This window comes from Paraburkholderia sp. SIMBA_030, from assembly GCF_046535245.1.
Lineage (GTDB): Bacteria > Pseudomonadota > Gammaproteobacteria > Burkholderiales > Burkholderiaceae > Paraburkholderia.
The window spans coordinates 137,124-149,451 of the sequence record NZ_JAWRXB010000005.1; the positions used below are offsets into that span (position 1 = coordinate 137,124).

Here is a 12,328-nt window from a genome sequence, read left to right on the forward strand (position 1 = left end):
GCAAAGTATGCTGGTCTGTATCGACTGAAAGCGAAGACGACCATAGCAGAACTATTTTTGCTGTTTCCACTGTCTATTGTGGACCAAAGTGAACTCGCTGCCATACATGGAGAACCGTTTCCCGCCACACTTGACGCACTGTTCTCGGTCGCGAGGCTAGGGGGGACGGCCTCCATGCTCAATGAGGTCGTTTGGGCAATTTCCAGCAGTCTGCTTCATGCGACAAGGCTATCGCGGTTTTGCGCACTGCGTGCGGATTTTGAGCAGGCATTGCTTAAGGACGATCTATCCCTGTGTGCAATCCTGCTTGACACAGTGGAGCGGGAGTTTGGGTGGTCTCTTTGGCTTATTCAAAATCGCCTCACAATCGCACAGATTGGCGAAGGGATCGACGAAAAACGCAGGATCGCCCGTGTCTACGAAGAAAGCGCGAAGGGCAATGATGTTCTCGCTTTGTTGCTGAGCTTCGTTAGTCAGCGCTGTGAAGGAACCACGGTCCCCGGTTATCTCCAGGGGGAGCTCAGCCGACTGTTTCCGGACGGGAATGCCCCCTCCTTGGAGGCGTACCTACGCACCACGCTGTTTGATCTCGCGAACCCAACGGTCAGCAGCATCGCGTCAACACTGTCCTATGCCTCACAATCTAGCGCCATCGACTACTTCGAGACGCTAATCGCCTTTCTTCAAGCTCTAGCTGCAGATCCGGCGTTTCCCGATCACTTGGCTACACAACTGTCAAAGCCTCTTTCCGTCCTACACAAAAGAGTGGATGATCGCAGGCTGGTTCCGGTGCTTGTTGCAGTGAGCGATAGTCCCGCCGGAGAACCAGCAGAGCGAGAAGATCGAGCGGCGCTTATTGAGGCGTACAGCGAAGGACGATATGGGGACGTTATCGATCGCGGGGCCGCATATCTGAGCGAACATCCCGACGATATTTCGGCCGTTGTGGTATTTCTTCGGTCAGAACTAAAAGCGAACTCGGATGCGGTCCGATTTCCGGGAGTACTAGGCGAACTGGCCGATAACCTACGCCAGATCTTTGCCCTTTCGCCGGACACGTATACCGCGGCCTATTCCCTGTTCACGATGTATGAGCGGTTTTATGGGCATAGTTGGGCGACTTACGTCCGAGCGGTCGTGATGCATGAACTCTCACAAGAAACTGATACCTTCCCCCCAGCGAGCTTGCGTAGACAGTACGCCGTCGATCCGCACCTCACTCCCTTCTCCTGCCTCCTTGCGCGAAGCGAGGCGAAGAAAAGAGAAATTCAACGCGCGCTATCGAGTGCCTTCAAGAGTACTACCCAGGTGTTTGAGCTTGTGGCGCGCGGCGAAACCAAAACACCTGTCACGATTAGCGAGGAGCGAAAGCGAAGGTACATCGGGCGTTACTACCTTGCACGCGGAGATCATCAACTGGCCATCGAGAATTTTAGATGGATACGGGAGAATATGACCGGCGCCGAGGCCCTAAGGGCTGCTGCGTGCGCAGCTCTATCATATGTGCAGGCAGGAGATTTGCGCAGTGCAGTTGAGGTTGTTGTAGACGCGTACGATAAATGGCCACACGTCCCAACCGTGCTGCCGATTCCCGAAGTTGTCTCGAAGCTTGAACAGCCATCGACATGGCCGAATTCAATTGCTTTACCACTAACGTTTGAACTTTACTCCAGCTTCTTTAATGATGATCGCTTGTCGCATCTTCGATATGCATTCGAACGTTTTCAGACTGAGAACGACATAAAATTACCTGCTGACGTTCTTAAACTTAGCGATAGTGTAGGGCAGGCGCAGCTGGTGCATTACCTATATCGAGTCTGGCGACCGGAGGTGATGAGTCAAACTCTGCTATACGAGAGTACAAAGGAAATCGAAGATGCTCGCATTAAGGTATGCAAACTCTTGGCCGAACTCGATCAGACCAACTCTGCACGCTATGTAAGTGAAATTCGCGAGCGTGTAAAGCAACAGGAAATTGCGAAGGCGACGAGTTTGGTCGCTCAAAGCAAGGTCTATGTCGATATTGGAGCCATAAAAAAGGCATTGAAATCAAAGCTGGGGGATGCATATGCTCGATATAAAAGCGCAGTATCGACAATGCCGGTCCCTGACGATCCAATTGTTGAGACTATCACGGATATCATCTCTCAAGTTGGCGGCCGCGACGAGTCGCTCACGAAAGTGCTCTCGGATCTTCACGTACTATCGCCGGAAGTAACCAATGAACTTGATGTGCAATTTGCCTCCATGTTTTCAGAAGTTACAAACGAATTCCTTCGGGGAGATCACGGACTGAATGCCTACCTAAGTACCCGGGTTCGCCACGGAAAACTTAGCAATGCCATCAGAAAGGCAGTGGGGGACGAGCACCTTGTGACTGCTCGAAAGGAAGGCGATGGTTCGTATTTGGAAAACCACTATTGGGCAACCGAACTGGTGGATGCAGATCAAGCGACGCGGACCGCCGTGCTGGCCTCTCTGCAGGATTTTGCGAAAGACTTCGATGAAGTCGTGTCATATGCTCGGGATAAACTCATTCAAATTGCAATCATTCATGAGTTCGTTGATTCAGGTAGTTATCCGCATGCTCTTTTCGTGTATCGGTCGTCCAATCTTGAGCGTCGGTTCGTTCAGGCATATGACAGAAAGGCAAAATATATCGATGAGTTTATTGACCGCTGTATTGAGACACTCTGGGAAAAAACTGACGAAAATTTGATACGAGTTCAACATGTCCTTAACACGACCATTCGCACGCAACTCTTGGGCGTGTTCGATAAATTGAGTGAGAGGCTAGCCAACGTGCCTAGCGCCTATCTGCTTGGCGATCTCACCAATCACGTCGCTAGGGCGCGCACAAACACGCAGAACGCTCTCACCTTGGTCGCGTCGTGGTTCAAACGTAGCGAAGTATATGACCGGCAGGATTATCTGCCCGATTTCGCAGTCCTCGTGGCGACAAATATGGTCGTCAGTACCGTTTCGGGGGCAGGTGAATGGGAAGGTGTGAAGGTGCGCTGCGAACTTGGAAGCCCTTCTATGCCGGGGAGAACTCTAGACGGCATGGTGGACATATTCGACGCGCTTATCGAGAATGCAATTGAGCACGCTTCTTTGCCCATCGAGCAACTTACCGTTGACGTCAGCCTGAAGCTGTCGGACGGTGTATTTTCTGCCTCGATCGAGAATGTCACCGGTGCAATGCTACTTGACCCTCAGGCGGAGCTTCGGTTGGAGAAACTTAGGGACGAAATTAAGAAGAGCGATTCTCGAAGAAAAGCTCAACTCGAAGGGAGAAGTGGCTTTCACAAGATTTGGGCGACTATCAATGCTCCGCAGTACCGGGAGCCTGCACTGGATTTCGGGTTCACATCGAACGGAACTTTCAAGGTTAATCTCGGATTCAAGATAGGGGCAATGGAAGATGAAGATTCTTCTGATTGAAGACGACGAAGAAAAGGCAGAGATACTGGCAGATTTTATCAAGGTAGAGTTTCCACGCCTTGAGCTGGACTTAGCTAGATCATTCGGCAGTGGACTGCGATCGCTCATAAAAGGCGCGTTGATTTACAAACTTCTCTTGCTGGACATGAGTATGCCGATCTACGATGTGACACCAAACGAACCGGGAGGCGGTAAGCCGGAGAGCTTTGCCGGCAGTGAAATCCTTGCTCAGATGCGCCTTCGCGGAATTGATATTCCTACTGTTGTTGTGACTATGTTTGACAAATTTGGTGACGAGCCTACGCAAATTTCCCTGGAAGAGCTAAAACGCGATTTGGAAAAATATTCGCCTACGTTCCGAGGTATCACTTACTATAACTCCGCGCAAGAAGGTTGGCGTGCGTCACTTAAAAAGCTGGTAGACGAAACCTTGGGACAAAAATGAGACTGCTGATTGTTGACGACGAGTACGAAAAAGCTATAGAGATCTCAAAGGTTATAGCTACAACCGGCGCGCAAATTAGTATAGAACATGTTACGACTTCGACGGCCGCTAGGCGTGCGCTGAGGACCGGTCGGTTCGAATTCGCGGTGATTGACCTCAATCTGCCCGATGCAGTAGGCGCCCCTCCGACAAAAGACGGAGGTATAGCACTTTTTGATCTTCTGATGATGGACGAGCGATCGTCGCTGCCCACGGACGTATTATTTTTGAGCGCCAAGGATGATCTGATAAGCGAAGCCGCTACGCTTGTCATTGAGCGGGGAGCGACTTTGTGCCGATTTGGGTTGGATACCGATGAGTGGAAACACGTTCTATCAGGCAAGCTAAAGCTCGCAGCCGAAAGAGCCCGAAGGGCGCAGCTTGACCGGCCTCCTGTTGATGTGGCCGTGGTAACAGCTCTGATTTCTCCCGAGTTGACGGCGGTCCTAGATCTAGACTACGGTTGGTCTGAAAAACGGTTTCCTGAAGACCTAACGAACTATCACTTCGGCAGCTTTGACAAAGAAGGGCAACCGGTGAGGGTGATGGCGGCGTCAGCGGGGCGTAAGGGGATGCCATCCTCAGCCGCTTTAGCCTCAAAAATTGTTGAGCGATTCCGGCCCAAATATATCGTCATGCTAGGAATATGCGCGGGTGTGCGCGGGAAGACGGGCTTGGGCGACGTGATTGTTGCTGATCCTTCGTGGGATTGCGGGAGTGGGAAAATGTCCGAGTCGGAGGACGGATCTCCGGTGTTCCTAGCAGCGCCCTATCAAAAGGCGCTAAATCCGGTGATTTCACAGCTTGCGCTGGACCTAGCAAGCAAATCAGCGACAAGCAAGGCGATAACTGGGGCTTGGAACGCGCCGACGCCCGCTGGTAACCTTTCGATTCGCGTAGGCCCGATGGCGTCAGGCGCTGCGGTTCTAGCACATGGCAACGCCGTGCTGCCAATAACGGCACAAAATCGCGAGCTATTGGGTGTGGAGATGGAGGCGTATGCTGTTATGGCCGCCGCTGATTATGCTGTGGGACCACAGCCAACACCGATCGCTATCAAATCAGTGTGTGACTTTGCCGATGCGCAAAAGAGTGATGACTGGCAAGCTTATGCAGCGTTCACGAGTGCAAGGTTCTTTGATCGTTTGGTGAGAGATATAGCGTTTCCGATACAGACCTCCAGCGGGCTGTGACTTGGTACCGTCGTGAATCCCAAAACATGCCCAACGGTAGTAATCTATGCGCGTCTATAATCTCAACACTGCTGGGTACGCTTTACAGAACGTCGAGCACCGTCGACTCAAGATTTCGACGCTCAATGACTTGAATGATCCGTTCGAATTGAGAAGCCTCGAACTATCGGACGTGACCCATCGACGAGTGCTGACTGGCTTTAGGAATGAATTTCACGAAAAATTTGGCTTGCTCTGTTTCTCCAGGTCATGGGCAAATCCGCTAATGTGGAGTCACTATGGTGATCGCCATCGCGGAATTTGCTTGGGATTTGATGTTTCCGATGATCGCGTGGGCACCGTGCGGTACGTGGAAAATCGCGCCGCGTCACAAATGATGGACGTGGAAGTGGTGGACGAAAGTTTTGCCCAATCAATGATTCTGACGAAGTATAAGGACTGGGAGTATGAGCAGGAAGTTCGTTCATTCGTTGCCTTACCTGAGCCGGACGTATTAACGGGCCTCTACTTTGAATCGTTCGATGAAAATTTGGTGCTTCGCGAGGTAATCCTTGGACCACAGTGTGAGCATTCGGTTGAATCGGCTCGAGAGCTTGTTGGGCGTAATTCTGACGTTGAGGTGGTGAAGCGCGGCTCGCCTTTCAGACATTCAAGGTTGTTCTCGATCGGCGGTCGACCGAAGGAGGGCTAGCAGATCGTTGACCATTTCGCCAGCGCCGTCATAACTGGGAACAGTAAGAACCGATTAGCATCGCCCCCCACGCGGCAATCGGTCGGAGAGGCACGGACCACCTGTGTTTTTCCAGGGCGATTAGTTCCGCGAGCGCACGACGCTTAAGGCTGAGGTTCAGCGTGGGGATTGCGAAGCAGGGGGCAGTCGTCAGCGACAGGCAGGCACTGACCGACTGACTCCCAAAAAATAACAATTTTGTAGTCCTATCTATTTGACATAAGCAAAGTCGTCAACAAGAGGCGTATGGAAGAAAGGGCGATTTGACGCGTATCCGTCAGCGGAACCCGTGTTGACGGGATCGCGCGGTCAGATGTCGACGATCTTTCGCAACAGAGCGTACGAGACCCGCCAATGACCTTCCGAATCATTGACGGCGATAGACGCAGTTTTCGCGTTGAGTCGGACGATGATGCCGACTCGCTCGCTCAGATGTTTGTCGGTGAAGCCAACGGCGTCGCCAATAAAGAATTCCTCCCGTTGTGCTCGCGATGGCGGCGGCGCAGGCGCGTGACTTGGACCGCTGGTGGTGTCAGGGATAACCGCCGCGTATAGCACCGACCAACGCTGACCGCTCTGGTTGTCCTGGATCACCGCCTGGGTTTGCCGCAACTCCACCACCGTTCCGTGCGAAGGTGCTGCGAGCGGATCGCCCCGATATAACTGACCTCCATTCCCAGGTGCAAGCGTTGACGTACCTCGGGAATACGTCGCGGGTCGTCCAGCATTTTGCCGATTCGAGATAGAGGCGATACAACTCGGCGCTGGGTGCCTGCCGAAGCGAGTTGAGAATGTCCATGGGCGGTAAGGTGTCTATCGGGCGAGCGGCAACAGTTCGTGCACCCGGTTGACAGGGTACGATGGTAACTGCTCAAGCGTGCGCTCAAGCCACGCATAGGGCTCGATTCTGTTCAGACGCGCTGTGCCGATCAGTGAATACATCGTGGCGGCCGCTCTGGCGCCGCGCGGCGAATCCGCAAACATCCAGTTCGACCTCCCGAGAGCAATTGGCCTGATTTGCCGCTCTAACGCGTTGTTGTCCGGCAGCAGGATACCGCTCTCTGTGTAGCGAACGAGCGCCGGCCAGTGACGTAACGCATAGCCGAAGGCCTTCGCGAGCGGTGCCTGAGCAGGCAACCCGATGACGTTGCCCTCCAGCCATTGCCGGAACTGCGTGAGCACCGGCAGCGCCTCGGCTTGCCGCGCCGCGTATTTGATGTTGGGCGTGTGGTCTTTGATCCGCGACTCGATCGCATACTGTCGGGCGATCCACTGCAGCGCCTGCGCCGCGAGTCCCGGTTTGCTTTGCGCCTTCGCGATTTCGAAGAAGCGTCGGCGGCAATGGGCCCAACATCCGACCTCGACGATGTCTCCTGTTTCGTAGAGTGCGCCATGTCCACTGTACGCGTCCGCCTGCAGATAACCTTTGTACTTCTGCAGGTACCGCAGCGGATGCGAGCCCGAGCGCGATTCGGCGAACTCGAACACGACTGCCGGCGGGTGGTCAACCCAGACGCCGTTCTCCTCGCGCTGGCCCGCGCCCAGGTAGCCCCATAATCGTGCTGTGCGCGTCGCCGTGCGACCCTTCTCGAGTAATGGCAGCGTCGTGTCATCCACGTGCATGCGGGGGGCCTGCAACTGGTGAGCCCGTAGCGGTGGCAGCAGCACTTCGAGCAGTTCGGCTGCCGCCAGTTCCATTCGCACAGCGTTGCCTGGGGCAGATGCACACCACGCCGTGCATAGCGCATCTCCTGCCGGTTCAAGGGCAGATGATCGACGTAGGTGTTGACCAGGATGTTTGCCAGCAGGCTCGCGCTCGCGTTGCTCTTCGGCAGCGGTGAAGGCTGGGCGCTCGCGGTCACGATGGTCGACTCGCCATCCATCTTCGCCGCGTACTTGAAGCGGATGTGCTCGATGACGGTGAGCCTGGACGGCTCGTAGTGCAGCGTCTCGCTGCGCTCCTCGCCGATGCGCTCGAGCGCATCGAACGCGGCCTTCTGTTCGTCGCTCAGATCGTATTCAAGGCGCGTGCGTGGCAGGTCCTTCGGCAGGGCCGGACGTCCCTTGCGGGTGTGGCCCGCAACCGGAACCTTGGCTGGCTCGGGCGGAACGGGTAACGCCGTGGCAGCATCAAACAGTTCCGCCTGACCCGCCAGCCGCTCGGAACTGACGCCGAAGCGCGCGCGGTTCGTCTGGGCAATCTGGTGCTGCAGCACTTCCAGCTGCTCCCACAGCACGCATGCCAGCCGGTTCTGTTCGAGCGCGAAGGCTTGCAGCGCGTCGGGCTCGACCGGCAATTCCGCGACAGTGATGGCGGTGGGCGGCATGCCTGTCATGATGCCCAACTCGCGCGACGTTTACAAGATCGGGGAGCGTTGTATCTGCGCAGACGATGGCTAGTTCAGCCCACGCGCGTCACCGCGACGGCCCGATGCGGCTCGTGCGCCGGAATCTCGATGCCCTCGAGCCAGGTGTTGAGTTCGGCAAGCGTGAAGCCACGTTGCGCAAGCGCCAGCGGTGACGGAAAGCGGCGCCGTTCAAGGCGCTTGTACCAGAGCGCGAAGCCGGTGCGATCCCAGTACAGACATTTGACTTTCGAGCGATCGCGGCCGACGAACACGAACAGGTTGCCCGAGGCAGGATTCTGGGCAAGCAGCGGTTCGACCAGATACGACAGCCCGTCAATCGATTTGCGCATGTCGACCAGCTCACGGCAGATATACGCACGGACATCGGCTGCGATCAGCACCGTGCATCTCCAAGCTGTCCGAGCACGAAACGCACGATGCGCTCGGCGTGAGCACCGGTCAGTTCAATGCGAACAGCGGCGAGCGACAGAACCACTCGATCACGCGAAGACGACGAAGCGTCCGCCGTCGACGGTGGCGCAGGAGTGCCTGGCGCGGCGCCCGGATGGGAAACGATAAATGCCGCGTCTGGCGTGAGCTCAAGCGGGCACGCCTGCGCCCGTGCCTCGCCCGAGAGCTTCTTGCGCCACAGGCCGAAGGTACTAATGGCCAGTCCCCGCTCACGACAGAAACATCGCGCGCCGAGTCCGCTTGCTGTCCATGCCACGACCATCTCGCGCCAGAATGCCTCGCCTTGCCGAGGGCGTCGGGCGCCCGTCGGAACAGCCGTCTCTTTAGTCGAGTCGTCCATCGCCTTGCTCCATCGATACGATGGCTACACCTTCGCACCGGGCTTGCGTGCGCTCAAGACGGGATGCGCTGACGGATACTTTGACGCGCTCTCCACTGAGCAGAGAAGATGGTCGATCTTCAGCCTGGAGCGCTCGACTCTTTCTCTGGGTCCGCATGGGCTTCGCAGCGGGTCCTAAACCACGTGGGGCCATATGTTGTTCCCCGATTGCCACACACCTCGCAGATCCGCCAGCTGAAGGCTTGTGCCTGGCCAATCATCCCGCGTTGCGCATCGTTGCAGGCTCCGGTATAAAAGCGCAGGCCGCCAAATTTCTCCTTGACTTGGAATGCGACGACCTGCGGGCCACCGTTCTCTGTCTCGCTTTGCAGGCTTTCACACAGGGCATCGAGCAGGTCGAACCAACCTTCGCCGCAACTCACGCGCGGCAGGTGCGTAAAGATCAACGGGTAACGCGCGTGAAGCAGCGTCGTGAGTTCTGGACTCAATTCCCTCTCCTTGGTGTGCGTCCCCTCCGGCGAGAACGCGCGAGAAAATATCTGTCGATATACCGCGTCACGGATGACACCTTGTAACTCCGGCGGGTGCTGCATGCACGGCAACAGTTGTCGGCCGTTGACATACCCAACGTCTGGCTCAGCCTTCGAGCGGGGAGAGTTCGTCTAACAGCCTCTGTGTCATCCAGCGCGCATGCCTCCCACGAGCTCCAAGCAATCGCGGGACAGTGGTCCTTGTCCACACGTACGACGTAATCCACCGCTATCACACGAACAATAATGGACGCGACAATCGTGTGGGATCTGAGAGCGAGACTGTGCCGGCAAACCCATTCTCGACATCTAGCCTAGAAATTCTTCGATTCGGGAAACCACGCGTGAGTCATCGAGCCCCCGCGCTGGGTCGCATACGACCAATCGGGGTAGGAGGTCGGGAATCGAGGAGAATTCTCTTGGCGCGTCATCGAGAATGAGGTAGTCGTCTGGCGAAATGCGTCTCCGTCGCACGTAATCGAGAATCCGAAGTGCGCGACTCTCAATGCGCCGGTTGGTCAGCGTGATGTGTGCAACTGCGTCCAGCCGTGATAGGTACGTCTCTCGCAGAATCTGGGCGTCAAACATGTAAATCCACGTGCTGTGAATTGCAATCTCAACCGCTTTGCCAGCGACCATCTCTGCCAGCTTATCCTGGAGCGCACATACTCCTGACCCGGTTACCATGGGTCCCTTCGGACCGTACTCGAGTTCGCCAACGGTAGACGGGTGTAACACTCCGTCGATGTCCAAGAAGATCGTTTTCATTGCTGCCAATATAGAATCGTTCGACTTCCTTTCTGTAAGAGCGGACCGTCGGACCAGATTCTTGGTGCTCAAGCAGCCAGGCGCTGATCGCCTCGAGATCGTCTGTGGCGTCAATCGTACAAGTTTCGGCTGGTCCGCGATTTGGACCCACATCGTTGATGAGGTGAGTTTGGGGGCGGGAAGTAAACAGGCAATCCAGCCGCAGTGGAACACGGTGAGCGGCATCATTGGAATCAAACGCTTCGTCGTAAGACATGGCGCCGATCAAATGCTGTTGAGTTCGCAGACGATTTTGCTGCTTAGCGGCAGCTCTGGTCAAGGCCGATGCACGGCCCGTCAATCATAACTCTGGCCTGCGAGCTTTCTTAGGTGCTTGTCTAGGACGTGGGCTTACGCACTTGCATTTCCTGGCGACGTAAAACACCTACCTAAACATGGAATATGAGTTATGTACCTGATCTGCGTACCCGAGGCAGATTTGCACCAAAACGGAGAAATTGCCCATGTTTCTGGAAAAATGGTTAGAAGTTTACGTTCACGGACTGTGAAACCGGACATTTCGAATGAGCCAGAATCGGACATTATCAAAAAGCCCTGACACCAATGAGGTTGATTCTTGGTACCTACGGCGAGATGTTGCGCGACAAAGAGAATGGTCCATGTCAGCGTTTATCGACGCCTGAGTAATGTTTTGCAAGGAAAAACCAACAGGAACCGTTGCGTCGCATGCGTGGCCGTTTCTGTTGCGCAGAATCCGGCTGGAAGCCTTGAGCTACCGTCGCAGGATGCCCGAAAAACGCAACAGTCCCAAACATACCAAAAGTGTTGATAATTTATCTTATGTCAAATTAGTGATGATCCGTTGGACAGCTTTAAACTACCCAGCATTCGCAACCCGCACCGACGTCCAGCGCCGCTAGGCAGCCGGCTGCTTCAGCGCGCCCTTCAGCGTCAGACAACAGGCAGAAAGGACCAAGGAAAGCGCCGCCGCTGCTACAACAACAATTTTCTTCTACCGGATCGATAAAATCAGCAAACACCCATGAGATGGATTCATCAATGCCGCGCGAAAACTTTAACGATCTGCTTGCCTTCATTGCCGTTGCGCGCGAGCGCAGCTTCACCCGCGCGGCGGCGCAATTGGGTGTGTCCCAATCCGCGTTGAGCCATACGATCCGCGCGCTCGAAACGAGACTCGGCCTTCGGCTTCTGACTCGCACTACACGCAGCGTGTCCCCCACCGAGGCAGGCGAACGTCTTCTCCAGACGGTCGCGCCCCGCTTCGAGGAGATCGAAGCAGAACTGACAGCCGTGACCGAGCTTCGGGATAAACCCGCCGGCACCATTCGCATCACCGCAACCGACTACGCGACCAGGACAATCCTTTGGCCCAGATTGTCCAAGGCCCTTCGCAAGTATCCGGAAATCAAGGTTGAAATCATCACGGACTATGGTCTCTCCGATATCGTTGCGAACCGCTATGACATCGGCGTTCGCAACGGCGATCAGGTCGCAAAAGACATGATCGCGGTCCGCATTGCACCGGATATGCGCATGGCGATCGTCGGCTCGCCGGCCTATCTGGACAAGCGGGCACGGCCAAAGACTCCGCATGATCTGACGACGCACAATTGCATTAATCTGCGTCTGCCGACGCTTGGCGCGTTCTACGCGTGGGAGCTCAAAAAAGGGAATCGTGAAGTGCAGGTGCGCGTAGCGGGTCAACTCGCCTTCAACGGAACCTATCAGATGCTGGATGCGGCGTTATCAGGGTACGGTCTTGCCTACGTCCCCGCGGATCTGGTACAGACGCACGTCGCGTCGGGCCGTCTCATCTGCGTACTCGAAGACTGGTGCCCTACTTTTCCAGGTTTGCACGCCTATTACGCGAGCCGTCGTGAGTCTTCACGAGCGATGGTCCTCGTCATCGATGCGCTGCGTCAGCGTGCGTAAGCGGCGCGAAGCGACCAACCAGCTTGCGTGAATTCATGAATGTGGCTCATAACGGCTTGCGGTTTCG

General features: G+C 55.5%; 13 protein-coding genes and 1 pseudogene. 7 read left to right on the plus strand and 7 right to left on the minus strand.

Annotated elements, in window-relative coordinates; translation table 11 throughout:
* Positions 1 to 174 precede the first annotated feature (174 nt).
* The 4 genes from SB772_RS10100 to SB772_RS10115 are packed head-to-tail and all read left to right on the plus strand — an operon-like array spanning position 175 to position 5,812.
* The gene (locus tag SB772_RS10100) at positions 175 to 3,444 is read left to right on the plus strand and encodes a hypothetical protein (RefSeq protein WP_410833115.1); all 3,270 of its coding nucleotides are present in this window, start codon (positions 175 to 177) and stop codon (positions 3,442 to 3,444) included.
* The gene (locus tag SB772_RS10105; RefSeq protein WP_410833116.1) at positions 3,425 to 3,889 is read left to right on the plus strand and encodes a hypothetical protein; all 465 of its coding nucleotides are present in this window, start codon (positions 3,425 to 3,427) and stop codon (positions 3,887 to 3,889) included. Before SB772_RS10100 ends, SB772_RS10105 begins: the two co-directional genes overlap by 20 nt.
* Positions 3,886 to 5,121, plus strand: a complete 1,236-nt coding sequence (locus tag SB772_RS10110; protein WP_410833117.1) for a hypothetical protein — start codon at positions 3,886 to 3,888, stop codon at positions 5,119 to 5,121. The genes SB772_RS10105 and SB772_RS10110 overlap by 4 nt, the downstream gene beginning before the upstream one ends.
* A 46-nt stretch (positions 5,122 to 5,167) precedes the next feature.
* Complete coding sequence (locus SB772_RS10115; RefSeq protein WP_410833118.1) at positions 5,168 to 5,812, plus strand: DUF2971 domain-containing protein; 645 nt, start codon at positions 5,168 to 5,170, stop codon at positions 5,810 to 5,812.
* Between the two features lie 348 nt (positions 5,813 to 6,160).
* On the opposite strand, the gene SB772_RS10120 is transcribed toward SB772_RS10115, so the two are convergent.
* Positions 6,161 to 6,469: a hypothetical protein gene (locus tag SB772_RS10120; RefSeq protein WP_410833119.1), complete on the minus strand. Its 309-nt coding sequence runs from the start codon at positions 6,467 to 6,469 to the stop codon at positions 6,161 to 6,163.
* Between the two features lie 195 nt (positions 6,470 to 6,664).
* Complete coding sequence (gene tnpC / locus SB772_RS10125; protein WP_410833120.1) at positions 6,665 to 7,549, minus strand: IS66 family transposase; 885 nt, start codon at positions 7,547 to 7,549, stop codon at positions 6,665 to 6,667.
* Between the two features lie 96 nt (positions 7,550 to 7,645).
* On the opposite strand from tnpC, the gene SB772_RS10130 reads away from it, so the two are divergent.
* Complete coding sequence (locus tag SB772_RS10130) at positions 7,646 to 7,792, plus strand: hypothetical protein (RefSeq protein ID WP_410833121.1); 147 nt, start codon at positions 7,646 to 7,648, stop codon at positions 7,790 to 7,792.
* Here the strand turns inward: SB772_RS10130 and SB772_RS10135 are convergent.
* From SB772_RS10135 to SB772_RS10155, 5 genes and pseudogenes are all read right to left on the minus strand, one after another.
* Positions 7,783 to 8,187: pseudogene (locus tag SB772_RS10135) on the minus strand (hypothetical protein); the annotation flags it as partial. The gene SB772_RS10130 and the pseudogene SB772_RS10135 sit on opposite strands and share 10 nt — an antisense overlap.
* A gap of 65 nt (positions 8,188 to 8,252) precedes the next feature.
* Positions 8,253 to 8,600, minus strand: a complete 348-nt coding sequence (gene tnpB, locus SB772_RS10140) for an IS66 family insertion sequence element accessory protein TnpB (RefSeq protein WP_410833122.1) — start codon at positions 8,598 to 8,600, stop codon at positions 8,253 to 8,255.
* The gene (tnpA, locus tag SB772_RS10145; RefSeq protein ID WP_410833123.1) at positions 8,594 to 9,010 is read right to left on the minus strand and encodes an IS66 family insertion sequence element accessory protein TnpA; all 417 of its coding nucleotides are present in this window, start codon (positions 9,008 to 9,010) and stop codon (positions 8,594 to 8,596) included. Before tnpA ends, tnpB begins: the two co-directional genes overlap by 7 nt.
* A 119-nt stretch (positions 9,011 to 9,129) precedes the next feature.
* Complete coding sequence (locus SB772_RS10150; protein ID WP_410833124.1) at positions 9,130 to 9,498, minus strand: hypothetical protein; 369 nt, start codon at positions 9,496 to 9,498, stop codon at positions 9,130 to 9,132.
* 351 nt (positions 9,499 to 9,849) lie between these two features.
* Positions 9,850 to 10,308, minus strand: coding sequence for an HAD domain-containing protein (locus SB772_RS10155; RefSeq protein WP_410833125.1), 459 nt, complete (start codon positions 10,306 to 10,308; stop codon positions 9,850 to 9,852).
* Between SB772_RS10155 and SB772_RS10160 the strand changes: the two genes are divergently transcribed.
* Positions 10,286 to 10,654: a hypothetical protein gene (locus tag SB772_RS10160; protein WP_410833126.1), complete on the plus strand. Its 369-nt coding sequence runs from the start codon at positions 10,286 to 10,288 to the stop codon at positions 10,652 to 10,654. The genes SB772_RS10155 and SB772_RS10160 overlap by 23 nt on opposite strands.
* A gap of 713 nt (positions 10,655 to 11,367) precedes the next feature.
* Positions 11,368 to 12,261 carry a LysR family transcriptional regulator gene (locus tag SB772_RS10165; protein ID WP_410833127.1) on the plus strand — a complete coding sequence of 298 codons (894 nt, stop codon included), beginning with the start codon at positions 11,368 to 11,370 and terminating at the stop codon, positions 12,259 to 12,261.
* Positions 12,262 to 12,328 lie beyond the last annotated feature (67 nt).

Coding starts and splice junctions, on each gene's coding strand:
- SB772_RS10115 (WP_410833118.1), top strand. CDS start 5,168: ATGCGCGTCTATAATCTCAACACTGCTGGGTACGCTTTACAGAACGTC.
- tnpA (WP_410833123.1), bottom strand. CDS start 9,010: ATGGACGACTCGACTAAAGAGACGGCTGTTCCGACGGGCGCCCGACGC.
- SB772_RS10160 (WP_410833126.1), top strand. CDS start 10,286: ATGTCCAAGAAGATCGTTTTCATTGCTGCCAATATAGAATCGTTCGAC.
- SB772_RS10165 (WP_410833127.1), top strand. CDS start 11,368: ATGCCGCGCGAAAACTTTAACGATCTGCTTGCCTTCATTGCCGTTGCG.
- SB772_RS10105 (WP_410833116.1), top strand. CDS start 3,425: ATGAAGATTCTTCTGATTGAAGACGACGAAGAAAAGGCAGAGATACTG.
- tnpC (WP_410833120.1), bottom strand. CDS start 7,549: ATGGAACTGGCGGCAGCCGAACTGCTCGAAGTGCTGCTGCCACCGCTA.
- SB772_RS10130 (WP_410833121.1), top strand. CDS start 7,646: ATGTTTGCCAGCAGGCTCGCGCTCGCGTTGCTCTTCGGCAGCGGTGAA.
- SB772_RS10100 (WP_410833115.1), top strand. CDS start 175: ATGCTCAATGAGGTCGTTTGGGCAATTTCCAGCAGTCTGCTTCATGCG.
- SB772_RS10155 (WP_410833125.1), bottom strand. CDS start 10,308: ATGAAAACGATCTTCTTGGACATCGACGGAGTGTTACACCCGTCTACC.
- SB772_RS10110 (WP_410833117.1), top strand. CDS start 3,886: ATGAGACTGCTGATTGTTGACGACGAGTACGAAAAAGCTATAGAGATC.